Genomic DNA, 26,458 nt, shown 5'->3' on the forward strand with positions numbered 1-26,458 from the left:
CATAAAAAGATGACTTCCATCTGATCCTCTTATAGCTGCCTGTCTCAGGAGACTACCATGTCACTCCCCTTCGACCTGCGTGCACTGCGCGTTTTCCTCACCGTTGCCGACCGGGGCGGATTCAGCGCCGCGGCTCGCGAGCTCCACGTCGCCCAGTCGGCAATCAGTCAGACCATTGCCAACCTGGAGCGCCACCTGGACCTGACCCTGTTTCATCGGCATGAGCGGCGCATCAGCCTCACCCCGGAGGGACAGGCCCTGCAGAGTCACGCCCGCGAGTTGCTGGATCGCGCCGATGCCGCCCACCTCGCCATGCGCGAGCTGCACGGCCTGGTCAAGGGCGAGGTCCGCATCGGCATCCCGTCGATGCTCGGCTCCTATTACTTTCCGCCGCTGCTGATGGGCTTCAAGTCGCGCCATCCGGGAATTCGCCTGACCGTGGTGGAAGCCGGCGCCAGACGACTACAGAACATGATCGCCGCGGGGGAGCTGGATCTCGGGGTGGTGATCGACGACGAGCAGAGCCGTCGAATGGAGCGACGCCCGCTGGTACACGAGGAGATGGTGGTCTGCGTGCCACGGACTCACCCTTTCGCTGGCAGGCAGGGGGTGAGTCCGGAGGAGTTCTTCGCCGAGCCGCTGGTGCTGTTCCAGGACGGCTACTTTCATCGCGAGTTCGTCGATGCCCTGTCACAGCAGACCGGCCACTCGGCAAATGTCGCCTTCCAGTCGAACCTGATTCCGCTGACCAAGGCGATCGTGCGCCAGGGCTTCGGCATCACCACCTTCCTGCGCCGGGTGATCGACGAACCCGAGCTGGCGGCGGTCTCCTTCGACCCACCGGCCTGGCTCGATCTGTCTCTGGCCTGGGCCGAAGGGGCCTACCTTTCCCGAGCGGAAAGCGCCTTCGCCGAGTTCATCGAGGCGAACCGACACTCGCTCTAGTGATTCACCAACCGGCCCGACCTATCCTACCCTTCATCTGCCGAAGCGACACGCCGCGCCAGCGTAGTGGGCTCCAGCGTCCGCCGAGCCTGCCAGAAATGGCGCTGCCAGTAGACATTGTCGAGTTCGGAGAGCATCACGCCTTGAGAAGTGGAGGCATGCAGGAAATAGCCGTCACCCACGTAGATGCCCACGTGATCGTAGGGCCCCGGGGGGCGGAAGAAGACGAGGTCGCCGACCTGAAGCTCCGCGCGCGACACCGGCGACCCTGCATGTACCTGCTCTCCGGTGGAGCGCGGCAGATCCAGGCGGAAGGTTTCGCTGAAGACATTCTGCACCAGTGCGGAGCAATCGATGCCCCGTTCACCGGTACCGCCCAGTCGATAGGGCGTTCCGGCCCAGCGCTCATGCTGGGCGAGCAGCGCCTGGCGAACCAGCTCCGGAGGCGGATTATGCAGGCTTCGAGCTTGCAGAATGGGATTGTCCACCGGCGACATCATGGGGTTCCAGGATCCCGGCATACCCGGCAGGTTAAGGGCGAAGTAGTCGTCGGCCCCGCTCTGCGACTGCTTCGTGCTGCTGGCGCAACCGGCCAGCAGGGCCAGCGACACACCGAGCATCAGGATACGACTCGATCTCGTGGCTACCATCTTGGTAACGTCCTCGTTCCCTGAGCCGCACGCCTCCCCGGGTCGAGCATGAGCTCTACCTGATTAACCCGCAGGAATCGCTGTGGTAGTGGTGCGTCGGCATCTTGCTTCATTGCCTGTACCACTGCCAGAGCGGCCTATGAGGCGACTGGCTATTATCATGATTTAGGCCCCTGTATAAGGAGCCGTTTCAACAAACTTTACGACTATAAGCCACATCGCCCTGAAATGGCGAGCCCCTAATGTAATGTTCTGCCATCACCCGGCAATGTATCGATATGCAGGGGCGCCCAGTGGCGTGGCCGGGCACCGGGGAAGTCCAGGCTCGCCCAGGGTCCGGCCAGCGGAGGCGCACCCGAAAGCCAGGCCACCAGCGCCTGGCGGAAGCCGGCCAGGAAGGCCTCACGCTCCGGGGTCTCGCCCATGAAGAAGGAGAAGCCCGCATAGAGGCCGTGAGCATAGGCTTCCCAACCGCTGTAGTGTCCGGCGGCCAGGGCATGGGCGCGATCCAGGATAACGCTGAAGGCGGCAGCATCCAGCCAACCCAATTGGCGTCCGGCAATGGCCAGATCCACCACCTGGGCCAGGTCCCAGGCGGTCATGTCCAGCTCGTTGCAGCCATCCTCATTGTCACGCACCCGCTGCAGTCGCAGCAGGTGGGTGCGATCCTCCTCACTGCAATCGCCGGATTCGAGCATGGCGATCTCTGACGCGAGCCGCTGCTCATTGAGGGTATAGGGCGCGTAGTTGATCTGGTACTCCTGCCGATCGCCCGCCTCGAGAAGGAAATCGAGAAACTCGGTCAGCTCCGACTCCCCATGCAGGCCGTAATGACCGTCGATCCATTCACGGATCGACACGGCTTCCCGTGCGCTCTCCACATGAGGCTCACTCCAGGCGGCACTGTTGAGCGGACCGACCAGTGACATGGCGGTGAAGCGCGAAAGCGTTGGGCGAGGCCCCGGCTCCTGCCATTCGGAACTTTGCCAATCCAGCCAGTGAAAAGGGCTGCCGGGGTCGTCGAGGTGCCAACGGATCTCGGCCACCAATGGGGGGTGTTCGCCCTCGGGCAGCAGCGATTCCCAGTGCGCCCAGGCCTCGAGCAGGCGCCGAATATCCGGATAGAAGCGGCACAGGGTGCCACGCAACGCTTCGGCGAGTGCCTCCAGGGCGGCTGGTTGAAAGCTCTCGCTGTCCATGGCCATCTGCAGATAGAAGGCGTACTTCTCGGCCATATGAATGGTAGCCGCATGACGGCTGCCCTGGCGGAGACTCACCAGGGTCGCCAGGTCGGCGGCCTCGGGCCGGCCGAAAGGCGTCAAGGCCTGCGGCAAGGCATCGTGGGCCGCGTCGGCGGCCAGCTGGTTGAGGTGATGTGCCTGGGCGGGCAACCAATAGCGGGACAGGGCTTCCACCCCTTCGTCCGGGTGCAGCCCCAGCGTCTCGTCCAGGTAGCGCAGCGCATCGTTGCGCCGCTCGACCGTGACCGCCATGGGCGGCCCCTGTCGGGTTCCCAGCTCGGGCTCGCGCACAGAGGCCAGCGCCAGCACCCAGTGGCGCGGAGAACGACGCCAGGCGGTCATGGCATGGCGCGACGCCTCACGCACCTCCTCGTCCAGCAGCTCCTGCAGCGCCACGCGCCAGGGGCTCACCGGCGACTGGAGAAGCAGCTCCCAGTCGGCCCGCATGTCCATGAGCCGGTTTCGCCCCTCGAACAGGCTGCGGCCACGCTGATAGGCGCGTGCCACCGCCGACCAGTCGCTGTATCGGCGCTGGACCAGATCGGCGCCATGGGTGGCAAAATCCCGTGCTTCCGTCTCGTCGAGCCAGCCCACGCAGGCCCCGGCCCAGGCCAGGTCGACCAACCTCAGCCAGTCCCAGGCGGCCCACTCCAGTGGCTCGCCCTGCTCCACCAGCGTCAGCATGAGCTTGCCATAGCCACGCTCACTGGCGGCCAGCCCATCGAGCCAGCCCTGGCGTGCGGCAGCGTCCGAATCCAGCAGACGCGTGGCATCCAGATCCCAGCCCTGGCGATGCCCCTGCCCTGCCAGCCACAGCAGGCTCTGCAGCAGTTCCTCGCGACTTTCGAGCTGCCAATACTCCAGCAGCCACTCCTTCGCCTCGGGCCAGTCGGCCACACCCGCCGGGGCAGCCAGTACCGGGGCGAAGGCTGCCCGCAGACGCCATGCCCGCTCCTCCGGGGCCTCGGGCCACAGCATCAGGGTCTTGCTACGGCCCACCACCCATTCGGAGATACGGTCCCAGGTGATGCCCTCGCCATCGTGTTCAAGAACCGCCAGGGCGTCACAGGCCTCCGCAAAGGTATCGTCACCACGCACCCAGCCCTCGGCTCGCTTGGCATGGCGCAACGCCTCGTGCCAGTCATCCAGGCTGGCGTACTGGCTAGTGATCTCGTCAGCAAGTCGCAGCGCCCAGTCGCGCACACGCGACTCGGGTAGCCAGCCGGCGGAGCCAGCCAGGGCGATGAGCTCGAGCGCGGCCAGCAGTCCTGCCGGATCGGGGCTATTGATACCGAATGCCTCGATCAGGCGCCAGCCGAGCTCGCCGCGCTCCGTGACACCCAACTCCCTCAGCCTCGAGGTCGCCACATCGGCCTCGACCTTGACGGGTTCGGGCTCGAAGGCCCAATCACACAGCACCAGCTGTTGGGCCCACCAGGCATAAAGGGGATCGACCAAGGCTCACCTCGACGTTCAGCCGCGACGGAAAGGGCGCAGTCATGTCGCGCCAACAGGAAATCGGCGCCTAGTGTAGCGGAAAGTGCCGCTCGCGCCGATGACACGGAGCAGGAAAAAAAGCACGCCACAGTAGAGTGCTTGGCGTAACGTTTTAAATAATGCACACTCAGGCGACAAGATAATCAACACCACTCCCCCTGGAGCCCCCATGCCACTCCCTGCAGATATGATCATCGACAAGGCCTACATCGCCGGACAGTGGCGCGAAGGCCCTAATCGCTTTGCCGTCACCAACCCCGCAACCGGCGAGGTGCTTGCCGAGGTGGCGGATCTCGACGCGGACGCCGCCCGGGATGCCGTGGCAGCTGCCGATGCCGCCTGGCCCGCCTGGCGCAGGCAGACCGCCAAGCAGCGCGCGGCTCTCCTGCGGGCCTGGTTCGACGCCATCATGGCCAACCAGGGGGCTCTTGCCCGGCTGATGACGCTGGAGCAGGGCAAGCCGCTGGCCGAATCCATGGGTGAGGTCGCCTACGGCGCCTCCTTCGTGGAGTTCTACGCAGAGGAAGCCAAGCGCATGGCCGGCGAGACACTGCCCAGCCACGGCACCGACAAGCGCATCCTGGTGTTTCGCGAGCCGATCGGTGTCGTGGCGGCGATCACGCCGTGGAACTTCCCCCTGGCCATGATCACGCGCAAGTGTGCCCCGGCACTCGCCGCGGGCTGCCCGGTGGTGATCAAGCCCGCCGAGGCCACCCCGCTGACCGCCCTGGCCCTGGCGAAGCTGGCCGAGGACGTGGGCTTCCCCGCCGGTGTGCTCAACGTGGTCACGGCAAGTTCCCCCGCCGCGATCGGCGAGGTGCTCACCACCGATCCGCGGGTACGCAAGGTCTCCTTCACCGGTTCCACGCCGGTAGGCAAGCGCCTGCTGGCCCAGTGCGCCGGCACCGTCAAGAAGGCCTCCATGGAGCTGGGTGGCAACGCCCCCTTCATCGTCTTCGATGACGCCGACCTGGACGCCGCAGTGGAGGGCGCCATCGCCTCCAAGTACCGCAACTCGGGCCAGACCTGCGTCTGCACCAACCGGCTGCTGGTGCAGGATGGCGTCTATGACGCCTTCCTCGACAAGCTGGCTGCCAAGGTGGCACAGATGAAGGTGGGCAACGGCCTGGACGACGGCGTGGTGCAGGGACCGCTGATCAACCGGGCCGCGGTGGAGAAGGTCCAGGCACACATCGCCGATGCCCTGGAAAAGGGTGGCCGACTGGTCTGCGGCGGCAAGCCCCATGGCCTGGGCGGCACCTTCTTCGAGCCCACGGTGATCGCCGATGTCACCCCCCAGATGCGGGTCGCCACGGAGGAGACCTTTGGCCCCCTGGCGCCGGTCTTTCGCTTCGACAGCGATGAGGAGGCCATTGCCATGGCCAATGCCACCGAATTCGGTCTGGCGGCCTATTTCTATGCCCGAGACTATCGGCGAATCTGGCATGTGATGGAGGGCCTGGAATATGGCATGGTGGCTATCAACGAAGGGATCCTCTCCACGGAGCTGGCTCCCTTCGGCGGCGTCAAGGAATCGGGGCTGGGCCGGGAAGGCTCTCACCACGGCCTGGATGAATTCACTGAACTAAAATACGTCTGTGTCGGCGGCCTTTGATCGCCCGCAACGTCTTTCCAAGGAGACAGGTTTGATGAATAACGCACAGCTCAACGAACTCAAGCAGCGCTATGTCGCCAATGGCGCCGCCAGCCCGGCGACCCAGTTCGCCGATCGCGCCGAGAATGCACTGATCTGGGATGCCGATGGCAATCGCATCATCGACTTCGCCGGCGGCATCGGCGTGCTCAATATCGGACATCGTCACCCCAAGGTAGTCGAGGCAGTGAAGGCGCAGCTCGACAAGGTCATGCATACCTGCCAGACGGTGATGCCCTATGAAGGCTACGTCAGGGTGGCCGAGAAGCTCAGCCAGGTGACCCCGGTGCGCGGCCACGCCAAGGTGATGCTGGCCAACTCCGGCGCCGAGGCACTGGAGAACGCCGTCAAGATCGCCCGGGCCGCCACCGGCAAGAACAACGTGATCTGCTTCGACGGCGGCTACCACGGCCGTACCTTCATGACCATGGCGATGAACGGCAAGGTCGCCCCCTACGCCACCGACTTCGGGACCATGCCGGGCAACGTCTTCCGCGCCCCCTACCCGGTGCCCTATCACGGCGTCAGCGAGGACGAAGCGCTGCGCGGCCTGAAGATGGCACTGAAGACCGACGCCAATCCCAAGGACACCGCCGCCATCGTGCTGGAGCCGGTACTCGGCGAGGGCGGCTTCTATCCGGCACCGGCCAGCTTCCTCAAGGCGATCCGCGAGATCTGCGACGAGCACGGCATGCTGATGATCGTCGACGAGGTCCAGAGCGGCTTCGGGCGCACCGGCAAGATGTTCGCCATCGAGCACAGCGGCGTCGAGCCGGACATCATCACCATGGCCAAGAGCATGGCCGACGGCATGCCGATCTCCGCCGTGGTGGGCACCGACAAGCACATGGACGCCTCCGGCCCCAACTCCCTGGGCGGCACCTATACCGGCAGCCCCACCGCCTGTGCCGCGGCACTGGCGGTGCTCGAGGGCTTCGAGAGTGAAGATATCCTGGGCAAGAGCCAGGCCTTGGGCGACAAGCTGGCCAAGCGCTTCGCCCAATGGCAGGAGGACTTCGACTGTGTCGACAACGGCCGCAACATGGGCGCCATGGCGGCACTCGACCTGGTGTCCAACAAGGCGAACCACACCCCGGATGCCGACCTCGCCGGCGCGCTGTGCAAGAAGGCCCGCGAGAAGGGCCTGATCCTGCTCTCCTGCGGCCTGTACGGCAACACCATCCGCTTCCTGATGCCCGTCACCATCGAGGACGAGATCCTCGAGGAAGGCCTCGCCATCGTCGAGGAGTCGCTCAAGGAGCTGGTGGGCAGCAAGGCCACCGCCTGATCGACGACTGACCTCAAAAGAACGCCTCACCGCCCATGGCCGGTGAGGCGTTTTTTGCGTGCTCTATCTACTGTCTAGCTCAACTAGGCTCAGGCCGGCATATCATTTGCCTTGCCGTCGCGTGACCATACGCGGTGCTGTCCCAAGGCCTGGCTGAACGGGGTGAAGATATCGTCCACCGTGCCGCCCAGCACGATGCCCTCCTCCCCGGTGGGCACATTGGCGGCTGCCAACAGCTCTTGTCCCTCACCCACGGCGGCAATCACCTTCAGGTGCTTGTAGGCCTCCTGCACGTAGTAGCGGCCAAGCCCGGACTCGGACAGGGCTGTCGCGCTCTGGTCACCACCTGCCACGATCACTGCATCTACCGCCACCGACGGCATGCCGTTGAGCATGGCGTCCGGCGTCACGGTCTGGCCATTGGCACCCTTGACCGGCGCCATGCTGGGCGCGACGACGAGGCCTTCGGCGCCCTCGGCCGACAGCTTCTGCTTGACCGCCTCGACCTGCTCGGCATCGACGCCATCCGCCACCAGGATGGCGACCTTGCGGTAGCGGATATTGCCCGGCAGGCGCGCCATCAGGCTCAGGGCAGGCGATTCGGCAAGCGAACTCTTGCCCAGTTGCTCGGCCGGGGCGGGCTTGCTGCTCGGGGTTTCGACGCCATGCATCTCGCCGACCCGACGCGCCAGTTCCAGATCGATATTGGGCAGGATCTCCTGGATCACCCGCTCGCGAAGCCAGGGCCGCTGCACCTTGGAAAGCTCGAAGGCGTAGGCGGCGATGATGTGCTCCTTCTCCACGTCGGTCTGGCTGTTCCAGAACAGCGTGGCCTGGGAGTAGTGGTCGCCGAAGGAGTCGCTGCGCGCACGGATCTTGTGGGCATCGATGCGCTCGTGATAGCTCTCGAAACCACCGTTCTCCGGCGCCGGCGGAGTCTCGCTTGGCCAGCCACCATCGATGGAGTTGGGCTCGTAGGAGGCCTGGCCCTTGTTGATGGTCTGACGATGCATCGAGTCACGCTGGTTGTTGTGAAACGGACAGACCGGCTGGTTGATGGGAATCTCGTGGAAGTTCGGTCCGCCGAGACGCAGCATCTGAGTATCGAGGTAGGAGAACAGCCGCCCCTGTAGCAGCGGGTCGTTGGAGAAATCGATGCCCGGTACCACATGGCCGGGATTGAAGGCCACCTGCTCGGTCTCGGCGAAGTAGTTGTCCGGGTTGCGATTCAGCACCATCTTGCCGATCAGGGTAACCGGCACCACCTCCTCCGGAATGAGCTTGGTGGGGTCGAGGATATCGAAATCGAAGCTGTGCTCGTCCTCCTCTTCCACCACCTGGATACCCAGTTCAAACTCGATGAAATCGCCGTTCTCGATGTCCTCCCACATCATGCGGCGGTTGAAGTCGGGGTCGCGGCCCCACAGCTTCTGCGCCTCATCCCAGATCAATGAACAGGTACCGGCCAGCGGCTTCCAGTGGAACTTGACGAAGCGCGACGTGCCCTGCTTGTCGATCAGACGGAAGGTGTGAACCCCGAAGCCTTCCATGTTGCGGTAGTGCCGCGGGAAGCCCCGGTCAGACATGGTCCACAGCACCATATGGGTGGACTCCGGCATCAGCGAGACGAAGTCCCAGAAGGTGTCATGGGCCGACTGGCCCTGGGGAATCTCGTTGTGCGGCTCCGGTTTCACCGCATGCACGAAATCGGGAAACTTGATCGCATCCTGGATGAAGAAGACCGGCATATCGTTGCCGACCAGGTCCCAGACGCCTTCGTCGGTGTAGAACTTGGTGGCGAAGCCGCGCACGTCACGCACGGTGTCGTTGGAGCCGCGGGCACCCTGTACCGTCGAGAAGCGCACGAATACCGGTGTCTTCTTGCCGGGGTCCTGGAACAGCCCCGCCTTGGAGTACTGGGCGGCGTTGTCGTAGGGCTGGAAATAGCCGTGGGCCGCGGCACCCCGGGCATGGACGATACGCTCGGGTATGCGCTCATTGTCGAAATGGTTGAGCTTCTCGCGGAAGGCAAAGTCTTCCATCAGCGTGGGGCCACGCTCGCCGGCCTTCAGCGAGTTGTGGTTGTCCGCAATCCGCGTGCCGTGATTGGTGCGCAGGTCATGCCCCGTGGCATCGCTGCGGTACTTTTCCAGGTTCTCCGACTTGCTCTGTTCGTCGGTCTTGAAGTCCGTATCGTTGGCTTCGCCACTATTGGGATTGGTGTGGGGATTTTTCGCCATGTCACGCTCCTGTGGCAGTATCGTTCCATCGGTTTCTACCTGCTTCGATTGAAAGGTAGTCCGGCATCGACTCGCTGCCAATCAGCTCAGGTTATGCGTACAAAAGATAACGTTTATCGCGTTAAAGTCCGTCCGTCGATGGCCGCCACTCGATGAGGAAGCCTGGCGACAACCGCCCTTCCCATTCGGCTTTGGACAGGCCCAGCGGACGAGCCATGTCACGGTGGGTAATGTCACGGCCAGACGCAATACGGCCCGGTAATTACCGGGCCGTATTGCTTCCAGTCAGGGCATTTACCGCGCTACGCCTCCTTGACCTTCGAGATAATCCATAACAGCACCACGGCACCCACGGTCGCAGTCACCAGCGAACCGATAAAACCCCCGGCCTGCAGTCCCAGCAAGCTGAACAGAAATCCCCCGATCACCGCACCCACGATACCCACGCCGATATTGGCCAGAATACCGAAGCCACCGCCACGCATGATATTGCCGGCAATCCAGCCAGCGAGACCACCGATAATCAGCCAAGCGATCAAACCCATATCGTCTCTCCTTCCTTGTTGTGATGCCCGAATGCTCGGATGTTCCCAATGGTGCCTCAGTACGAGGCCACGGGAAAGCGTCGCTCAGAATGACGAGCCGGGCTCCATGAGAAAAGCCAGTTCCTCATCGGTCGACTCGCGACCCAGTATGGCATTGCGGTGGGGGTAGCGGCCGAAGCGCAGGAGAATATCCCGGTGTCGCTGCTCGAAGCCCAGGTTATCCTCCAGACCCGGCTGATCGAACAGACGCAGGGCTTCGTCGTGAATCTTCAGCGACTCGCTGTGCATGTAGGGCATATAGAGAAAGGCGCGCTCGCTCATGTCGAGTTCCTGGTCCTGGCCCTGCGCCACTGCCTCCTGGGCCAACACCAACGCCATGGGGTCCTGTGTGAAGGACCCCGGCAGGCCACGGAAAAGGTTTCGGGAAAACTGGTCGAGCACAAGGATCTCGGCCAGACGCCCCGTGGCCGACCGGCGCCACTGCCAGAGCTCCCCTGCTGCGGCCGCCCGGTGCAAGCCGAAGAAGCGCTGGCCGATCTCTGTATCGAGTTCGATATCCTTGCGAAACCACTGTCCGGGGGACAGCTCATCAAACCAGTAGCCGACCACGTCGTCGGCACTCGGTAGCGTATCGCCCATGTCACATCCTCGCTGTTCAGATAACGCGCACCCTGGCCGCATTCGGTTCGGTTATCGCAGCCTGATATGATGACAGTAGCACTCTGAGGGCGATCCCCCCAGTTAGCCGTCGTCAATTGCAGGAGCACGCATGTCCCCCCAGGAACTGATCGAAATGTTCACCTTGGTCTTCAACCTGATCGGCCTGGCGATCTGCCTGGTCGGCCTGACCCTGGCCCAGCGCATGCGCCATCGCTGGCCGGGTTATTCACTGGCCGTCATCGGCTTTCTGGTTGCCGCCCTGCCGCTGTTCTACAAGATGCTGGCCACGGCCCCCTGATGCCGGGCATCCCGCAACCGCTTGTCTCAATACTCGCCTGCACTCTCCTGCCGGGCCGGCAACGCCTTGCCAGACGTCGCCAACGCCCTCACATTAGCGGCTGAGCTTGCTGCGAAGGGAATCCTCACTGATGCGCCAGCCTTTGGCCCGGGAACTGACCAACCTGATCGAGCGCGGACGCGATCGCCAGCTTCGCCTGGCGGTCACCGGCCTGTCGCGCGCCGGCAAGACCGCCTTTCTCACCTCGCTGGTCAACCAGCTTCGCCATGCCGGCCTGGAGGCCCGACTCGACCTGATGCCGGTGGCTCGGGAGGGTCGCCTGCTGGGCGCCCGGCGAGTCAGCCAGCCAGATCTGGGCGTGCCGCGCTTTCCCTACGACCAGGCCATGGCGGCCCTCGACGCCGACCCGCCATTCTGGCCGCAGCCCACCCGCGGTATCAGCGAGCTGCGCCTGTCGATCCGCTATCGTCCGGCGCGACGCGGACTGCTGCGGGGCGAAACCGCCGAGCTGAGCCTGGACCTGTTCGACTACCCCGGCGAGTGGCTGCTCGATCTGCCCCTGCTGGGCCATGATTACCCCGGCTGGAGCCGGGCGATGCTGGCCAATGCCGGCGAACAGCGCCGCGCCCTGCTCGCCGAGTGGGAAAGCGTCGCCGCCGGGCTCGACCCCGCCGCCGAAGCCAACGAGGCTGAGCTGGCCAACATCGCCAGCCTCTATGCCCGCAGCCTGCAGGCCGCCCGGGAGGCGGGCTTCGCCAACCTGCAGCCGGGTCGATTCCTGCTGCCGGGCGACCTGGAAGGTGCGCCGGTGCTGCAGTTCTTTCCCCTGCCCGCGCTGAAGGACTACGACGACACCAGACTGGCCAAGCTGCCACCCGACAGCGTCTACGCCACCCTGGCCGCCCGCTTTCGCCATTATCAGCAGCACATCGTGCGGCCGTTTTATCGCGACCACTTTCGCCGCTTCGACCGACAGATCGTGCTGGTGGATGTGCTGGGCGCGCTCAATGCCGGCCCCGAGCGCTTCGAGGACCTCTCCCAGGCGCTCACCACGCTGATGCAGAGCTTCGACTACGGCAAGCGCAGCCTGTTGTCGCGCCTGTTCGCCCCGCGCATCGATCGCCTGGCCATTGCCGCGACCAAGGCCGACCACGTGACGCCGGAGCAGCACGGCAACCTGACCTCGCTGCTGGAAGCGTTGCTGGCCGAGCCCCTGCAGGACCTGCGCTATGCCGACGTGCCGGTCAAGGCGCTGTCACTGGCGGCGATTCGCGCCACCGAAACCCATGCCGTGGAGCACCAGAAGCAGCGCACACCGGCGCTGCGCGGCACCACCCTGGAAGGCGAGGAAGTCCTGGTGTTTCCCGGCGAGGTGCCCTCACAGCTGCCCGAAGCGGAGTTCTGGGCACGGCAGGGCTTCGACTTCCGAGCCTTCCGCCCCGCCCCGCGGGAAGGCGGCGCCCTGCCCCATATTCGCCTGGACGCCGCCCTCGACTGGCTGATCGGAGACAAACTGCGATGAGCGATAACCGCCACCCCGGCCAGGACCACGAAGCACCCGGCCCCACCGATCCCCGACCCGGTCGCCGTTTCACCCTGGATGAGCCAACCCCGCCGCCCGGTGGCGACACCCCACGGCCGCGCCAGGATTTCGCCACAGAACTGCCGACTCGCCCCATCGAGGAGCCCATCGATGGCCCTGCCGAGCAGGCCCTCGCTGCCAGCCTCGGCCGGCCACGCAAGCGCCGCTGGGGCCTCCTTACGCTGCTGGGCGGCAGCCTGGCCCTGGGCACGGCAGAGCTAGCCCTGCGGCTACCGGCGGCCCTCACCGGCGGTTACTGGCTCAACGGCGGCTGGGCCCTGCTGGGACTGGGCGCCATCGGCCTGGGCGCCAGTGCGCTGCTGCGGGAAGCCTGGCGGCTGCGTCGACCGCGTCGCCACGCCCCCCTGCGTGCAAGACTGGGCAAGTTGCAGGAAGTCGGCACCGCCGAGGCCATGGGCCTGGCCAGACTGCTCAAGACACAGCTGAAGCTTCATGAGGACCACCCTCACTGGCAGGCCTTCCTGTCCGCTCACCAGTCTCACCATAGCGGGGCGGAGGTGCGCCAGCTGCTGGCACATCATCTGCTGGCACCCCGCGACCGGGAGGCGCGACGCCTGATCTCTCGAATGTCCGGCGAGACCGCGGTGATGGTGGCGGTGAGCCCGCTGACCCTGGTGGACATGGCGCTGGTCGCCTGGCGCAACCTGGCAATGATCGACCGGATATGCCGCCTCTACGGCCTGGAGCTCGGCTATGCCAGCCGCCTGCGCCTGCTGCGTAGCGTGCTCTACAACATGGCCTTCGCCGGCGCGACCGAGATGGCCAGCGAAGCGGGCATGGAGATTCTCTCGCTGAACCTGGCCGGAAGGCTCTCGACCCGTGCCGGCCAGGGCATGGGGGTGGGCCTGCTCAGTGCGCGGCTGGGCCTGCGAACCCAGCGACTGACGCGGCCGATCGGCTTCGACGCTGGCGACGCACCGCGCATGGCCGACCTGCGCAGCGAACTCTGGCAGCAGCTGCGTCGCCTCGAGGTAAAGGAATAAGCGTCGTAGCCACGCGCTTCTTGACCCCGGTCATGACAGCTCGGCTCCGAGCCGCTAGTCTCTAACATAAGGATCAGCCCTTACCTGCCAAGAAGGAAAACTGTCATGTTCAATACCATCCTGGTTCCCGTCGATGGCTCCGAAAACGCCAAGAAAGCCCTTTCCGTTGCCTGCCAACTGGCCAACCAGGCCGACGCCACCCTGCACATCCTGCATATCCCCGAAGAGCTCTCCCACGAGACGACGCTGGTCTGGGGCATCGGCGCCATCGCCATCGAGGCGTCCCGCCAGGAGCGCGACGACATCGGACAGCAGGTGGTGGAAAAGGCCGCCCAGGCGGCGCGCGACAAGGGCGTGACCAAGGTCGAGACCGCCATCGGCCGTGGCGACCCGGCCCGCTCCATCATCAGCGAAGCGAAGACACGCGGGGTTGAAGCCATCATCATGGGTAGCCGGGGGCTCAGCGACCTGCGCGGATTGGTCGTGGGCAGCGTTTCCCACAAGGTGAGCCACGCCGCCGAGTGTACCGTCATTACCGTTCGCTGAGCGCAAGGGCATCACCGACCGTTGACCTGCTGCCCGACCAGTGGCAGCAGGCCTTTATCGAACAACACCGACCGGGGAACCCCGCGCCTCAGGCCAGGCGCTGCTCGGACTGGCTGTCGAAGAGCACGGCGCGCCCCATGTCGACGCGCAGATTCAGGCGCGCTCCCGGCATGACCGTACACTTGGGGCCGACCCGGGCCGTGACCTCTCCATCCCCCAGCGGCAGCCTCAGCAGGATATCGGCTCCGGTGGGCTCGGCCACGCTGACCCTGGCCGGGGTCTCCCGAGAGACAGGCCAAGGCAGCACCAGCGCTTCTTCGCCCTCGGTGACGATACGCAACCGGTATTGCCCTGCCCCGCCCCCCAGGCTAGCCGTGATGAAATTCATCGACGGTAAGCCCATGAATCCCACCACGAAGATATCCACCGGGTCGTTTTAGACCTCGTCGGGGGTGCCCAGCTGCAGGATATTGCCGTCGCGCATCACCGCGATGCGATCGGCCAGGGTCATCGCCTCGATCTGGTCGTGGGTCACATAGACGATGGTGGTGCCGAGCCGCTGATGCAGCTTCTTGATCTCGGTGCGCATGTCCATCCGCAGCTTGGCATCCAGGTTGGAGAGCGGTTCATTCTCCGGCCCCTTGATCTGGGCCGCCGAGGGCGGGTTGCCTGACATGGCCCGGGACTTGAGTACCGTCATCGCGGTTTCACCGCCGCCACCGGCGACGGCGAAGTCCTGCCAACCGTACCCCTCGGCTTCCATTAGATCCTTGAGCACGTTGGCGGCCCGGGCCTCGCCGCCGGAGGTCCACCAGTGCAGGACCTCGACTTCACCGGCGGCATGGGCGCTGGTCAGTGACACGGAAGCGGCCAGGGCCGTGGCCAGGGCAAGCCCGGTCCTGGGGAAACGCGTTGCGGTGAAACAATTACGCTTGAAGGAAGGCATGGCGTAACTCCTCGAGTTGTTATGTTTCCGGCGTGACACCGGATAACGACACGCTAACCCAGGAAGCGCGACAGGAGGGGTTACCTAGTCCTGCGAAGTGTTGGCGTCGTATTGCCGGAATATTACAGCCCTGTAATATTCCGCGGCCGGGGCAGCGTCACGTTCACCCGCAGCCCGCCCTCGGGGTGGTTGTCGAGACCGATATCGCCGCCCAAGGCCCGGGCGATATGCCGGGCGATGCCCAGCCCCAGGCCGCTGCCGCCGGTATTGCGGCTGCGGGACGGTTCGAGACGGACGAAGGGCGAGAAGACCCGCTCGCGCTGCCCCTCGGGGATGCCCGGCCCATGGTCGCGGATGGTGATCGTCAGGCGGGAGGGATCGTCTTCCAGCGTCACGTCGGCGCGCTGGCCATAGAAGATGGCATTCTCCAGCAGGTTCGCCAGGCAGCGCTTCAACGCCAGCGGCTTGACGGCGAGCGGTGCGGCCTTCCCCCCGGATCGTCACCTCTCCGCCCTGGAGCGCGAGCTCGTCGGCGAGTTCTTCCAATACCGCTCGCGGCTCGAGCTCTTCGACCGCTTCCTGAAGATCAAAGCCCTTGACCGAGGCCAGCGCACCCTTGACCAGCAGATCGAGCTCATCGAGGGAGGCGCAGAAGCGCTCGCGCTGAAGCGGGTCGTCAAGCATCTCGGCCCTCAGCCGCATGCGGGTGATAGGCGTCTTGAGGTCGTGGGAGATCGCCGAGAAGAGCCGCTCACGCTCGTCGACCTGCTCCCGGATGCGCTCCTGCGTGCGGTTGAAGGCCATCGCCGTGGCCATCACCTCCCTGGGGCCGCTCTCACGCAGCGGCGGCGCATCCAGGTCGTCGCCCAGCTGGCGGGCCGCCCGGGACAGGCGTGCCAACGGCCGGGTGACGCTGCGGATGCCCAGCAGCGAGAGCCCGATCACCGTCAGCAGCACCACCAGCCCCGCCAGCAGACGCTCGCCGGAGAGCCAGCGATACTCGTTGAACAGGTCTGCCACCGGTAGCAGGGTCGCCACGTAGAGCCAGGTACCGGGTTCGAGCTCCAGCTGCACCACCAGGATCGGCGGCGACAACGGCTCCATCAGCAGACTGCGCTAGCCCCAACGCGGCGGCAGGTCGTGCAGGAGCACCTCATTGTTGTAGACCCGCAGGGTTTCTGCCCGGGAGAACTCCACCAGAACCTCGTCGATATTCAATTCGCGCCCGAGGATGGCGCGAGAATTGCCGACCACCAGCGCCTTCTCCGCCCCCGAGCCGATGTCATCGACGGGGATGCGACGCTCGTTGACGCTGACGAAGAATCGGGTGCCCCCCATGTTGCGCAATTGATCGAGCACGATGTGGCGATACTCGACGTGCAACGAGCGGAAGAAGCGCATGGTCGAGGCCACGCTGTAGGCGACATTCTGCGACAGCTCGTCGAGCTGCTCCAGCTGGCTGGAGCGTACCTGGGAGGTCCAGACGGCGTAGCTAGCGAGCTGGGCGGCGAGCACACCGACGATCATGATCAGCACGAAGCGACCGCGCAGCGTCCTGGGCAGGCCGCGGGCCAGGTACCGACGCCACCGCTGCCAGCGGGTATCCGTCACGTCAGCGCTTCGACCCGGGCGGTAAGTACATAGCCAGCCCCTCTCACAGTACGAATCAGTTGATGGTACTGGGCATCCTCACCAAGCCGCTGGCGCAAGCGGCAGACATGCACGTCGATGGAACGGTCCAGCGGCGGCGCCGGCCGGCCACGGGTCAGTTCGAACAGCGCGTCCCGGGAAAGTATCTGCTCGGGGTGTTCGAGAAACACCTGCAGCAGCTGGAAATCGGCGCCGGAGAGCGGGATACGCCGCTCCTCCTGATCGATCAGTTCTCGGGTCATTCGGTCCAGCTGCCAGCCACCGAAGCTGACCAGCCGCGCGCGTGCCGGGTCCTGGGGCTGCTGGTTGCCCCGTGCACGTCGCAGCACCGCCTTGATTCGCGCCAGCAGCTCCCGGGGATTGAACGGCTTGCCGAGATAGTCGTCCGCGCCGAGTTCGAGGCCAAGAATCCGATCGGTCTCGTCGGCGCTGGCGGTAAGCATGATGATGGGTACCTGGCTGTCTCGGCGCACGTCACGACAGATGGTGAAGCCATCATCGCCGGGCAGCATGATGTCGACGATCAGCAGGTCGGGTGTCTCCTGGATCAGCAGACGACGAAGCGCCTCGGCATCCTCGGCGACCAGGGCACGATAGCCGTGGCGTCCGAGATAGTCGGCCAGCAGCTCACGGATTTCAGGGTCGTCGTCGACCACGATCAGGGTGGCAGGTGTCGTCGTCATCGTCGTCCGATGGGAAGGGGCGGTGTCGTGGCTACGCCCGTGATTGTTGTCATTGTCGGGCTTCGATAATGGTCAAGTGCGGCGATCCCGACAAGTCATCTGAGACCAAGGTAGTAATCGACCACAGGTCTTATATTCCGAACCGCTCCCGCAGCAATGCGGCCACGCCCACCTCGGCGTGGTGGCCGATGCTGCGCGCGTGGGGAACACGCCCGGCGAGCTCGGGATGGGCGTTGGCCATCACATGTGCCTCGCCGGCCAGGGCCAGCATCTCGGTATCGTTGAGGTTGTCGCCGAAGGCCAGGCAGTGCCGCGACTCGACCCCCAACGACTCCAACAGGGCCTGCAGCGCGGTGCCCTTGTTCACCCCGCCGGCCATGATCTCCAGCGAATTGACGGTGGAATAGGTCACGTGCAGCCGCTCGCCGTGGCGTTCCCGCACCAGGGCTTCGAGCCCCGCCAGGCGCTCGGGCTTCCCGATGTAGAGGACCTTGCCCACCCCTTCCCCATCGAGTTCGTCGGGTTCGAAGATGCGGTAGCCGAAGCCGGTATGGGCGTGATAGGCCAGCAGCCTTGGCTCAGCCGCGTCGATCAGCCACTCCTCCTCCCGGTAGAGATTGAGCCGTACGCTGTCATGGCGCTCCATGGCGATCAACTCGAGAGCCAGTTCTGCTTCCAGGTGCCGGGCGGAGAGCAGCCGGTCATCGGGGCCGTGCAGGTAAGCGCCATTGGTGCTGATAACGTGGATCGGCACCCCGAGTCGCTCACGGAAGGCCAGCATGTCGCGGAAATGACGCCCAGAGGCGAAGGCCAGGTGGTGGCCCCTATCCGCCAGGACCCGCAGTGTCTCGATGGTGTGCGGATGGAGATCGTGGTTGGCATCCAGCAAGGTGCCGTCGAGGTCGGAGACGATGAGGTGGGGCGTCATAGTGAGTCCAGTATTCAAGGCGGCTATCAGCCTAGCAAATGCCACAGTCGTCGGCTTATTCTGGTCACAACCTGCTGTTTCCTCGTCGCTGGACATAGTGGCGTTTGGCGCCGGCCACGGGAGTCCGTATAGTGGCTCTCCTACCCCGCCACACGTTCGTGACCATGCTGCAGAACAATCCGCTGCTCGCTCAGCTCAAGCAACAGATTCGCAAGACCACGCCCCGTGCCGAGGGCGTGATCAAAGCCACCGACAAGGGCTTCGGTTTTCTAGAAACCGATGATGGCCAGTCCTATTTCGTGCCGCCGCCTGCCATGAAGCAGGTGCTGCATGGCGACCGCGTCCAGGCCACCATCCACGAAAATGGCGACAAGACCTCGGTCGAGCCCGACGCTCTGCTGGAACCCGGGCTGACACGTTTCATTGCCCGGGTGCAGAAGCGCGAAGGTCGCCTTGCGGTGGTCCCCGACCACCCCTCGATCAAGAACGTGCTCAAGTCGCGGATCAAGAACAGCCTCGACGAAGAGAGCATCGGCGACGGCGACTGGGTCGTGTCGCGGCTGGTGCGGCACCCGCTCAAGGAGAACGATCGCGGCTTCTTCGCCCAGATCGACGAGCTGGGGGCCAAGACCGACGACCCGGCCGTGCCGTGGCGCGTCACCCTGGCCAGACACGCTCTGGAGCAGGAGTGCCCCGACGCCGGCACCGAATGGCCGCTACTGGACGAGGGCCTGGATCGCCAGGACCTCACCGCCGAGCCGTTCTTCACCATCGATGGCGAGAAGACCCGCGACATGGACGATGCCCTGCGCATCGAGTCCCGCGAGGATGGCGGCTGGCGACTGACGGTGGCCATCGCCGACCCCACCGCCTACGTTCAGGAGGGGCATGCCGCCGACCTGGAGGCTCGCACGCGCGCCTTCACCGTCTACCTGCCGGGCCAGAACGTCACCATGCTGCCCGAGCAGCTGGCCGATGACCTCTGCTCGCTGTGGGAAGGCCAGGATCGTCCGGTGCTGGCCTGCTCCCTGGAAGTGGAAGCCGACGGCAGCCTCGGCGACTACCGCTTCTTTGCCGCCACCGCGCGCTCCCACGCCAAGCTGGCCTATGACCGAGTCTCCGACTGGATCGAGGGCCAGGGCGACTGGGCACCGGCGGATGAGATCGCCCCTCAGCTCAAGGCGCTGCGTGACATGACCGAGGCGCGCAGCGCCTGGCGCGCCGAGCACGCCCTGGTATTCAAGGATCGTCCGGACTATGTCTTCGAACTGGATCGGGCCGGCAACGTGCTCAACGTCCGCACCGAGCAGCGACGCATCGCCAACCGCATGATCGAGGAGTCGATGATCGCGGCGAACGCCTGCTGTGCCGACCTGCTCGCGGAGAAGGTGGGCCACGGCATCTTCAATGTCCACCGTGCCTTCGAGCCGGAGAAGGCCGAAGCCGCCCACGAGTTCCTCACCGCCCAGGAGATCGAGGTCGAACTCGAGGCCCTCTCCGAGCTACCCCGCTACAAGGAGCTCAAGCGTGCCTTGGAGAGCCGCGACGACGCCTGGCTGGATGCCCGCCTGCGCCGTTTTCAGGGCTTCACCAGCATGTCAGCTCGCCCAGGGCCGCATTTCGGGCTGGGCCTGGCCGCCTACGCCACCTGGACCTCGCCGATTCGCAAGTATGGCGACATGGTCAACCACCGCCTGATCAAGCGAGTGCTCAAGGGTGAGCAGGCGCCGGCGGAAGCCACCCTGGCACTGACAGAACAGCTGACCGAGCGTCGCCGCCTGAATCGCATGGCCGAGCGCGACGTCAAGGACTGGCTCTATGTGCGCTACCTGACATCGGCTGCCAAGGCCCAGGAAGCCTTCGAGGCGGAGATCATCGCGATCAACCGCGGCGGCATGCGCGTCCGGCTGACCGCCAACGGTGCGACCGCGTTCGTTCCTGCGCCGATGATCCACAGCGACCGCGACAAGGTGGTCATCGACGACAAGGAAGGCCGTATCCAGGTGGAAGGCGAAGAGCGCTACAAGCTCGGTGACGTCACCCGCGTGGAACTGGTCGAGGCCCGCGAGGAGACCCGCTCGCTGGTGGCACGACCTGCTACCTAGGAACAGTTCCTGCTGCAACACCCAAACGCCTCGACCAGTGTCGAGGCGTTTTCCTTGGTGACGATGTCACACGAGGCTGCCCTTCAGGGCGTGCTGCGACCTGACCGATCCGCGGACTTGGCATGGGAAAGAAAGAAACGCAGCATCTCCTTGGCCGCATCGGGCCCCTTGGAGTCCGTGTAGGAACCGCGAGCATCGCCACCCGACCAGGCATGGCCGGCACCGTGAATCACCCATTGCTCCAGGCACGACCGCCCATCCGCATCCTGGTGGCTGGTCTTCGTATAAGCGTAGCCATTGGGGACCTGTCCCTGCTCCACCGTCTTCCCTGCACTGCCCTCACGGCTGTTTGTCGACTCGCCAGCCGCACGCGAGGCGGCGTACTGAGCGGCAACGCGATCCGCATTGCTGGGATGCACCGTGGTGTCGCGATCACCGTGGAAGACGATGGCAGGCACCCGCGACTCCCACGTAGACACTCGTGTCGACGAGGCCAGTGGACCTGTGCCTCCCTGCATTGCCCCCAATGCATCGGGGAGACTCTGGGCCACGCCGTGAGGAAGCCCCGAGTGCATGCCCACCGCCGCATAGAGATCCGGATAGGTCATCGCCATTGTCGTGGCCATGGCGCCACCGGCCGACAGTCCAGCGACATAGGTCCGGCTAGCATCGAGTCCGTACGTGTCGATAACCTGGCGGGTCATGCCGGCAAGGATCGACGGCTCACCTCCATCGCGCTGCTGGTCTTCGACCTTGAACCAGTTCCAGCACTTGTTACTGTTGGCGGTCATCGGCTGGGCCGGATAGAGCACGCAGAAAAGTTGCTCTTCGGCCAGCCGGTTCATGTTGGTCCCGGCGGCGAAGTCATCGGGGTTCTGCGTGCAGCCATGCAGCATGACCACCAGCGGTAGTGCCTGACCATGATAGCCGCTGGGTAGATACAGCTTGTAATCGCGCGAGCCGGCATGGTTGGTAAAGCAGCCAGCGGTGAACGCGCCAGGCAGTGCTGTCTCGCTGGAGCCCCGCCCCTGCTCGGGCTGGGCCATGGAATCACGCAACTGGCGCCACTTCTCGCGCCAGGCAGAAGGCAGCCCGATTTCACCGCCCGGTATCGTCCCAGAGGCAGCCTGGCGGGTATGGCCAAACGCCGAGGATGGCGCCCCTCCCCCAGTCGCTGCACCTGTCCGGGACGAACCCGACTCCGCAGACGCTGGCTTCGACACCGACACCTCCTCGTCGATGACCTGGCAGGTCCCCTCATAGACGTTACGCGCAGAGCCGCAGGTATCCCGCGCTTCTTCGTCCCCCGTTCCGCTCTTCCCACCGGGCATCGCGCCCTGGAGCATGGCCATGGCCTCATGCAGCTTCCCGGCGCGGGTGAGCCGCGTCGCTTCTTCCATTCGTCGCGCGTCGATCATCGTCAATGACCCTATTCAGTGATTCAGTGGATTCGATCCGCCAGGGCCGCCTTGACCGCCTTGCTGGCATGCAGGGCGCCCAGGACGACCACCGACTCGATGGTGGCACGGGCCAGTTCCGGCGATACGTCGTCCGCAATGCTGGCCATGCCCAGGACCTGAATCTGCAGTGTTTCTCCCGCCGACTGCAGCGCTTCCAGATCTGCGCGGCTGTAATGCTCGAGTCCCAGCACGAAGGCCTTGCGAGACACGGTCTCCCTGACCACCTCGGCATGGTTCGACAGCTGGTTACGGATGGCCGTGCGGATCAGATCGGTGCGATTGGAATAGAACCCCTCCTGGACCAGCAGGTCGATCTGCCCCAGGTCGACCACCCCCAGGTTAATGGTGATCTTCTCGCTGGAGTCGCCGGACTTGCGCCGTAGCTCATGCACGCTCATATGTTTTACCTCATTAACCAAGGGGTGGAGCACTCAGCGAAACCATCCAAATGGAATCCATATGAACTCCATATACCATCCATATGGATGGTAACTGAATTCCAGCTGAATGGATAGTCAACATGCATGGAAAAGCCGACTCCCCTGATGTCGAGCCAGCAACCCATGGAAACGCCAGACCCGTTAGCATGGCGGTGCCCCGCTGAGCCCCTTGCCAGTACCTTGTCGAAGCGGAGATGGAGAAATGAGGAACCGCGTGTACTCAGGGTTTAAGGTAAGGCAATGAAAAAGCATGACAATGGGGGCTGAGCCCACCCGATCAGGGAAGCCAACGCGATGGCAGTACACCTCGGACTGCGTGGGAAGTCGGTCGCAACCTTGCTGCTGGCGTGCCTGCTGGCATTGATCCCAGCCCTGTTCATCGGTTGGAAGACCGTCGATGAGGTACGCCGCCACTTCGCCACGGCCTATGCCGAGCAGTACACACTGCTGCAGATGCATCGCATCTCTGCCCCCGTATCCCGCGAACTGGCGCTGTCACGACGTTTCGCCAACTCGGTGGTCACCCGCGAGTGGCTACGCCAACCGGATGATCTCGAGCGCCGGGCACGCTTTCTCGCTGAGGCCGAAGGCTTCCGCCAACAGTTCGGCAGCAACGCCTATTTCATCATCGATCACGCCACTCACGACTACTACTTCGCCGACCGACGCGACGCCGAGCCGCTTCCCCGCTATCGTCTTTCCAGGGATGAGACCGAGGACGCCTGGTATTTCGCCACCATGACCAGTACGTCCACCTACGATATCGATATCAGCGTCGATCATGTCCTGCAGCGCAGCATGCTGAGGGTCAACGTCAAGGTGCGCGACAACGGGGAACTGCTTGGCCTGGCCGGTGGCGCCCTCGACCTGGACGACTTCCTGGCACACTTCATCCGGGCCAGCGCCCCCGGGGTCACGCCAATGATTGTCGACCCCCGAGGCATGATTCAAGCCCACCCCGACCAAGCCCGCGTGGCGCTCGGCGCGGGTGGCAACCCATTCGATACCGACAATGAGCAGCATATCCAGTCCATGGTAGAAAACGCCGATCAGCGCGACGATCTCAGGCGGGCGATGCAGGGAGCGATACGTCGTCCCGGCGATATCCGGTCCCTGCACGTCGAGATCGGTGGCGCACCGAGACTGCTCTCGGTGGGCTACATCCCGGAGCTGCAGTGGCTACTGGTCACGTCACTGGACATGCAGGCCGCCAGCATCCTCGAAGGGCGCTGGTTCTGGCCCCTGGTAGGGGGCCTGCTACTGATACTTGCCATCCTGACAGCGGCCTTTGCCTATGCCACACACTGCCTGATCCTGTCGCCGCTCCACCGATTGACCCTGTCGGCTCGCGCCATCGCCAACGGCGACTATCGCCCGCGACTCCCCACCGAACGTCGCGACGAGATCGGCGAGCTCTCCCAGGCCTTCTCGCACATGGGGCACCAGGTAGAGGATCATACGCGCAACCTCGAATCCCAGGTACGCCAGCGCACGCAAGAGCTGGAAACCGCAAATGCGGCCATGGCGGCCGCCCACAAGAAGCTTGGCGATTCCATCCAGTACGCCAGTATCATTCAGCGCGCCATCCTGCCCGACACCCAGCTCAGCGAACATCTTGCCTCTTGTCACGCCGTACTGTGGAAACCACGCGACACCGTGGGCGGTGATTTCTACGTCTTCCGCGCCACGCCTAAGGGCTATCTGATCGGTATCGTAGACTGCGCCGGCCACGGCGTGCCCGGCGCCATGATGACCATGCTGGCACGCGCCATCATCGACCACGCCATTGCCCAGGAAGGGGCCGACGACCCGGCTACCGTGCTCAATGAGATCGATCGCCAGACACGCCTGCTGCTGCCTGAAGCGCAATTGCCCTCCTCCATCGCCACCAACATGGATATCGGCCTGGCCTGGGTCGACCCGACCCGGCAACGCTTGACCTATGCCGGAGCCAAGCTCGATCTCTACGCCAGCGACGGCGACAGGCTCGAGCGCATCAAGGGCCACAAACGAGCACTGGGGCATCGTCGCCCGGCCCTCTACAGCAACCAGTACATTCCGATGCATTCGGGATGGCGCTATTATCTGTGCAGCGATGGGCTGCTCGATCAAGCAGGAGGCCGCCATGGCTTCGGCTTCGGTAACAGCCGCTTCGAGGAACTCCTGCGAGCCCATGCCTTGGCATCACTCGATGACCAGTTGGCGGCTTTCGAACAGGCCCTGGACGACTATCGAGGCCCTCACAGCCAACGAGACGATATCACCTTGCTGATATTCTGCGCGCCACTGGAAGCCCCTGAGCCCGCTTCATCACGCCCCCCTGATCCTGGGTAGGGGAGGCATTGCAAGCCAAGGAATTGCCATGGATTTACTGAGCATGAGGGAGAGCTATCAGCATGATCGCATCATGCTGTGCTTCAATGGCCCCATATCACGTAGCCTGATCGAAGAGATCGGCAAGGCACTGCGCAACTATCTCGACACCCAGCAAGCTGCCCCCTCTGCGGCCATGGACGTCTTCTCCGTCTACATTGAGATGACCCAGAACATCCGTCACTATGCCCGTCGCCAGGGCTATGACGAGGAACTGGGCGCAGCTACGGTGGCAGTCGCACACAGCGGCCAAGGACACTACCAGGTAAGTGCCGGCAACCTGGTCGAGCGGGCCGACGGTGAGCACCTGGTTGCCACGATCGAGGCACTCGCCCTGCTGGACAAGCAAGCGCTCAAGCAGGCCTACAAGCAGCAGCTGCGCCGCCCCAGGAATGCCGAAGTCCATGGAGGCGCCGGCCTCGGCCTGCTCGACATGGCCCGGAAGTCCAGCCGTCCCCTGCAAGCCGCGTTACAGCCGCTGCCGAATCAACGCAGCTTCTTCAGCCTGACAGCCACGATTTGACTCTTGCCATGACAACCACGATTTCCGATCTCGACATTCCCGGCAGCCTGTCAACGCCAGCTATTCGCAGCGATTGGCAAGCCGGGCGCCTGACGATGCAAGGCGACTCCTATCCGGAGAATTCCTACGAACTCTTCGACCAGGTGATTTTATGGGTTCGTCACTTCCTCACCCATGAGCAGCGCCCCCTTCATCTGGAGCTGGCACTGGTCTACCTCAATACCAGCTCGGTAAAGGCGATGATGGATATCTTCGACCTGCTCGAGGAAGCTTTCGAAACCGGCCGCGAGGTCTCGGTCACCTGGCACTACGATGCGCGCAACGAGCGTATCGCTGAGCTGGCCGATGAGTTTCGCGAAGATTGCAGCTATCCCTTCGCCATCACACCTGTAAGGGGGGAGCCATGAAAGACAAGGAGGACAAAGCGTTTTTGGCACAGGTTGCCGCCCTGATCGACGCAAGCGAACATGCCGGACACCCGCTCCATGACGCCCTGCAGCGCCTATATCAACGCCATTGCGAGCAACAAGTGCAGATACAGCGTCTGATCGACATCTCCGACCGCTATCAGTCGCTGGCCATGGAGGCTCGCCAGGTCACCGAGCAACGCTACCAACGCACCCTGCGCCGCCAGCAAAAGCTATCGCGCATCTCAGATGGCTTTCAAGCGCTCATACAGGAGCGCAATCAGGCCTTGCACCAAGCCTCGACCCACGACCCGCTGACCGGCCTCCCCAATCGCCGATTGATCCTCGAACGCCTGGAGGCGTTTGTCAGGGAGCGTCGCCGTTTCACTCTGACACTGCTGGATATCGACCACTTCAAGCGCATCAATGATTGCCACGGCCATGATGTCGGGGACCAGCTTCTAATGGCCATCTCTCATGCATTGAGCGAAGCCCTGCGCGACTACGACGTGTGCGCCCGCTGGGGAGGAGAAGAGTTCCTGCTCCTGCTGGCCGATACCGACCGCAACGAAGCCAGCACCATTGTGGAGCGGCTGCGCTCACATCTTGCTGAGGTAACGATACGTGCCGCCGACGAGAAGATCTCGGTCACGGTAAGTGCCGGATTATGCCAACACCGGCCCGGCGAGCCACATCAAACCACCCTCAAGCGTGCCGACAAGGCACTGCTCAAGGCCAAGCAGGCGGGCCGCGACCGAAGCCTCAGCGACGCTTTCTAGGCTCCCCTCCCGCT

At 64.3% G+C, this 26,458-nt stretch carries 21 protein-coding genes and 3 pseudogenes; 12 read left to right on the forward strand and 12 right to left on the reverse strand.

The window, feature by feature from the left end; genetic code table 11:
- Positions 1–57 precede the first annotated feature (57 nt).
- A complete protein-coding gene (locus tag LOKO_RS13300; RefSeq protein WP_066450288.1) occupies positions 58–945 on the forward strand; it encodes a LysR family transcriptional regulator in 888 nt (295 codons plus the stop codon).
- 26 nt (positions 946–971) lie between these two features.
- On the opposite strand, the gene LOKO_RS13305 is transcribed toward LOKO_RS13300, so the two are convergent.
- Positions 972–1,595, reverse strand: coding sequence for a C40 family peptidase (locus tag LOKO_RS13305; RefSeq protein ID WP_066450289.1), 624 nt, complete (start codon positions 1,593–1,595; stop codon positions 972–974).
- A gap of 239 nt (positions 1,596–1,834) precedes the next feature.
- A complete protein-coding gene (locus LOKO_RS13310; RefSeq protein ID WP_066450292.1) occupies positions 1,835–4,294 on the reverse strand; it encodes a DUF1266 domain-containing protein in 2,460 nt (819 codons plus the stop codon).
- A gap of 208 nt (positions 4,295–4,502) precedes the next feature.
- Between LOKO_RS13310 and LOKO_RS13315 the strand changes: the two genes are divergently transcribed.
- Entirely contained in the window at positions 4,503–5,948 is a 1,446-nt protein-coding gene (locus LOKO_RS13315) for an NAD-dependent succinate-semialdehyde dehydrogenase (protein WP_066450295.1), read from the forward strand.
- Positions 5,949–5,982: 34 nt separating this feature from the next.
- Positions 5,983–7,275 (forward strand): 4-aminobutyrate--2-oxoglutarate transaminase, encoded by a 1,293-nt coding sequence (gene gabT / locus LOKO_RS13320; protein WP_066450298.1) that lies wholly within the window; start codon positions 5,983–5,985, stop codon positions 7,273–7,275.
- An 89-nt stretch (positions 7,276–7,364) separates the two neighbouring features.
- Here the strand turns inward: gabT and katE are convergent, their stop codons facing one another.
- The 3 genes from katE to LOKO_RS13335 form a co-directional block, all read right to left on the reverse strand.
- On the reverse strand, positions 7,365–9,596 hold the full coding sequence (gene katE, locus LOKO_RS13325) for a catalase HPII (RefSeq protein ID WP_417935371.1): 2,232 nt from the start codon (positions 9,594–9,596) through the stop codon (positions 7,365–7,367).
- A 221-nt stretch (positions 9,597–9,817) separates the two neighbouring features.
- Positions 9,818–10,060, reverse strand: coding sequence for a GlsB/YeaQ/YmgE family stress response membrane protein (locus LOKO_RS13330; RefSeq protein ID WP_066450308.1), 243 nt, complete (start codon positions 10,058–10,060; stop codon positions 9,818–9,820).
- A gap of 84 nt (positions 10,061–10,144) precedes the next feature.
- Positions 10,145–10,699 (reverse strand): DUF924 family protein, encoded by a 555-nt coding sequence (locus LOKO_RS13335; RefSeq protein WP_066450310.1) that lies wholly within the window; start codon positions 10,697–10,699, stop codon positions 10,145–10,147.
- Between the two features lie 130 nt (positions 10,700–10,829).
- Between LOKO_RS13335 and LOKO_RS13340 the strand changes: the two genes are divergently transcribed.
- The 4 genes from LOKO_RS13340 (at position 10,830) to LOKO_RS13355 (ending at position 14,150) form a co-directional block, all read left to right on the forward strand.
- Complete coding sequence (locus LOKO_RS13340) at positions 10,830–11,018, forward strand: hypothetical protein (protein ID WP_066450311.1); 189 nt, start codon at positions 10,830–10,832, stop codon at positions 11,016–11,018.
- Between the two features lie 130 nt (positions 11,019–11,148).
- Positions 11,149–12,540, forward strand: a complete 1,392-nt coding sequence (locus tag LOKO_RS13345) for a YcjX family GTP-binding protein (RefSeq protein WP_066450316.1) — start codon at positions 11,149–11,151, stop codon at positions 12,538–12,540.
- Positions 12,537–13,604, forward strand: a complete 1,068-nt coding sequence (locus tag LOKO_RS13350; RefSeq protein WP_066450323.1) for a YcjF family protein — start codon at positions 12,537–12,539, stop codon at positions 13,602–13,604. Before LOKO_RS13345 ends, LOKO_RS13350 begins: the two co-directional genes overlap by 4 nt.
- A gap of 105 nt (positions 13,605–13,709) precedes the next feature.
- Entirely contained in the window at positions 13,710–14,150 is a 441-nt protein-coding gene (locus LOKO_RS13355; RefSeq protein WP_066450325.1) for a universal stress protein, read from the forward strand.
- 88 nt (positions 14,151–14,238) lie between these two features.
- On the opposite strand, the pseudogene LOKO_RS20445 reads toward LOKO_RS13355, so the two are convergent.
- The 5 genes and pseudogenes from LOKO_RS20445 to LOKO_RS13380 all read right to left on the reverse strand — a co-directional run.
- Positions 14,239–14,781 (reverse strand): annotated as a pseudogene (locus LOKO_RS20445) (ABC transporter ATP-binding protein); the annotation flags it as partial.
- Positions 14,782–15,096, reverse strand: a pseudogene (locus tag LOKO_RS20450) (sugar ABC transporter substrate-binding protein); the annotation flags it as partial.
- A 122-nt stretch (positions 15,097–15,218) separates the two neighbouring features.
- Positions 15,219–16,623, reverse strand: a pseudogene (locus LOKO_RS13370) (ATP-binding protein).
- Between the two features lie 80 nt (positions 16,624–16,703).
- Entirely contained in the window at positions 16,704–17,429 is a 726-nt protein-coding gene (locus tag LOKO_RS13375; RefSeq protein WP_066450334.1) for a response regulator, read from the reverse strand.
- Between the two features lie 130 nt (positions 17,430–17,559).
- Positions 17,560–18,357 (reverse strand): Cof-type HAD-IIB family hydrolase, encoded by a 798-nt coding sequence (locus tag LOKO_RS13380; RefSeq protein WP_066450339.1) that lies wholly within the window; start codon positions 18,355–18,357, stop codon positions 17,560–17,562.
- A gap of 164 nt (positions 18,358–18,521) precedes the next feature.
- Between LOKO_RS13380 and LOKO_RS13385 the strand changes: the two genes are divergently transcribed.
- The gene (locus LOKO_RS13385; protein ID WP_066452356.1) at positions 18,522–20,462 is read left to right on the forward strand and encodes an exoribonuclease II; all 1,941 of its coding nucleotides are present in this window, start codon (positions 18,522–18,524) and stop codon (positions 20,460–20,462) included.
- Positions 20,463–20,545: 83 nt separating this feature from the next.
- On the opposite strand, the gene LOKO_RS13390 is transcribed toward LOKO_RS13385, so the two are convergent.
- The gene (locus LOKO_RS13390; protein ID WP_083517585.1) at positions 20,546–21,880 is read right to left on the reverse strand and encodes an extracellular catalytic domain type 1 short-chain-length polyhydroxyalkanoate depolymerase; all 1,335 of its coding nucleotides are present in this window, start codon (positions 21,878–21,880) and stop codon (positions 20,546–20,548) included.
- Between the two features lie 23 nt (positions 21,881–21,903).
- On the reverse strand, positions 21,904–22,320 hold the full coding sequence (locus tag LOKO_RS13395) for a CopG family transcriptional regulator (RefSeq protein ID WP_066450343.1): 417 nt from the start codon (positions 22,318–22,320) through the stop codon (positions 21,904–21,906).
- A gap of 336 nt (positions 22,321–22,656) precedes the next feature.
- Here LOKO_RS13395 and siaA point away from each other — a divergent pair, with 336 nt between their 5' ends.
- Genes siaA through siaD form a run of 4 tightly spaced genes read left to right on the forward strand, consistent with a single transcriptional unit; the run spans position 22,657 to position 26,444 of the window.
- Positions 22,657–24,696 (forward strand): biofilm regulation protein phosphatase SiaA, encoded by a 2,040-nt coding sequence (siaA, locus tag LOKO_RS13400; RefSeq protein ID WP_066450346.1) that lies wholly within the window; start codon positions 22,657–22,659, stop codon positions 24,694–24,696.
- 28 nt (positions 24,697–24,724) lie between these two features.
- Positions 24,725–25,258, forward strand: a complete 534-nt coding sequence (gene siaB, locus LOKO_RS13405) for a biofilm regulation protein kinase SiaB (RefSeq protein WP_066450347.1) — start codon at positions 24,725–24,727, stop codon at positions 25,256–25,258.
- An 8-nt stretch (positions 25,259–25,266) separates the two neighbouring features.
- On the forward strand, positions 25,267–25,665 hold the full coding sequence (gene siaC / locus LOKO_RS13410; RefSeq protein ID WP_262488933.1) for a biofilm regulation phosphoprotein SiaC: 399 nt from the start codon (positions 25,267–25,269) through the stop codon (positions 25,663–25,665).
- The gene (siaD, locus tag LOKO_RS13415; RefSeq protein ID WP_083517586.1) at positions 25,662–26,444 is read left to right on the forward strand and encodes a biofilm regulation diguanylate cyclase SiaD; all 783 of its coding nucleotides are present in this window, start codon (positions 25,662–25,664) and stop codon (positions 26,442–26,444) included. The genes siaC and siaD overlap by 4 nt, the downstream gene beginning before the upstream one ends.
- Positions 26,445–26,458 lie beyond the last annotated feature (14 nt).

Origin of the sequence: Halomonas chromatireducens (assembly GCF_001545155.1) — a bacterium.
Lineage (GTDB): Bacteria > Pseudomonadota > Gammaproteobacteria > Pseudomonadales > Halomonadaceae > Halomonas > Halomonas chromatireducens.

What these genes read in the sequence shown, in the direction of transcription:
- LOKO_RS13390 (WP_083517585.1), bottom strand. Translation starts at nt 21,880, where the DNA reads ATGATCGACGCGCGACGAATGGAAGAAGCGACGCGGCTCACCCGCGCC.
- LOKO_RS13330 (WP_066450308.1), bottom strand. Translation starts at nt 10,060, where the DNA reads ATGGGTTTGATCGCTTGGCTGATTATCGGTGGTCTCGCTGGCTGGATT.
- LOKO_RS13315 (WP_066450295.1), top strand. Translation starts at nt 4,503, where the DNA reads ATGCCACTCCCTGCAGATATGATCATCGACAAGGCCTACATCGCCGGA.
- LOKO_RS13385 (WP_066452356.1), top strand. Translation starts at nt 18,522, where the DNA reads ATGCTGCAGAACAATCCGCTGCTCGCTCAGCTCAAGCAACAGATTCGC.
- LOKO_RS13345 (WP_066450316.1), top strand. Translation starts at nt 11,149, where the DNA reads ATGCGCCAGCCTTTGGCCCGGGAACTGACCAACCTGATCGAGCGCGGA.
- siaC (WP_262488933.1), top strand. Translation starts at nt 25,267, where the DNA reads ATGACAACCACGATTTCCGATCTCGACATTCCCGGCAGCCTGTCAACG.
- LOKO_RS13305 (WP_066450289.1), bottom strand. Translation starts at nt 1,595, where the DNA reads ATGGTAGCCACGAGATCGAGTCGTATCCTGATGCTCGGTGTGTCGCTG.
- LOKO_RS13395 (WP_066450343.1), bottom strand. Translation starts at nt 22,320, where the DNA reads ATGAGCGTGCATGAGCTACGGCGCAAGTCCGGCGACTCCAGCGAGAAG.
- LOKO_RS13300 (WP_066450288.1), top strand. Translation starts at nt 58, where the DNA reads ATGTCACTCCCCTTCGACCTGCGTGCACTGCGCGTTTTCCTCACCGTT.
- siaD (WP_083517586.1), top strand. Translation starts at nt 25,662, where the DNA reads ATGAAAGACAAGGAGGACAAAGCGTTTTTGGCACAGGTTGCCGCCCTG.
- siaB (WP_066450347.1), top strand. Translation starts at nt 24,725, where the DNA reads ATGGATTTACTGAGCATGAGGGAGAGCTATCAGCATGATCGCATCATG.
- LOKO_RS13380 (WP_066450339.1), bottom strand. Translation starts at nt 18,357, where the DNA reads ATGACGCCCCACCTCATCGTCTCCGACCTCGACGGCACCTTGCTGGAT.
- LOKO_RS13375 (WP_066450334.1), bottom strand. Translation starts at nt 17,429, where the DNA reads ATGACGACGACACCTGCCACCCTGATCGTGGTCGACGACGACCCTGAA.
- siaA (WP_066450346.1), top strand. Translation starts at nt 22,657, where the DNA reads ATGGCAGTACACCTCGGACTGCGTGGGAAGTCGGTCGCAACCTTGCTG.
- LOKO_RS13350 (WP_066450323.1), top strand. Translation starts at nt 12,537, where the DNA reads ATGAGCGATAACCGCCACCCCGGCCAGGACCACGAAGCACCCGGCCCC.
- LOKO_RS13340 (WP_066450311.1), top strand. Translation starts at nt 10,830, where the DNA reads ATGTCCCCCCAGGAACTGATCGAAATGTTCACCTTGGTCTTCAACCTG.
- gabT (WP_066450298.1), top strand. Translation starts at nt 5,983, where the DNA reads ATGAATAACGCACAGCTCAACGAACTCAAGCAGCGCTATGTCGCCAAT.
- LOKO_RS13355 (WP_066450325.1), top strand. Translation starts at nt 13,710, where the DNA reads ATGTTCAATACCATCCTGGTTCCCGTCGATGGCTCCGAAAACGCCAAG.
- LOKO_RS13335 (WP_066450310.1), bottom strand. Translation starts at nt 10,699, where the DNA reads ATGGGCGATACGCTACCGAGTGCCGACGACGTGGTCGGCTACTGGTTT.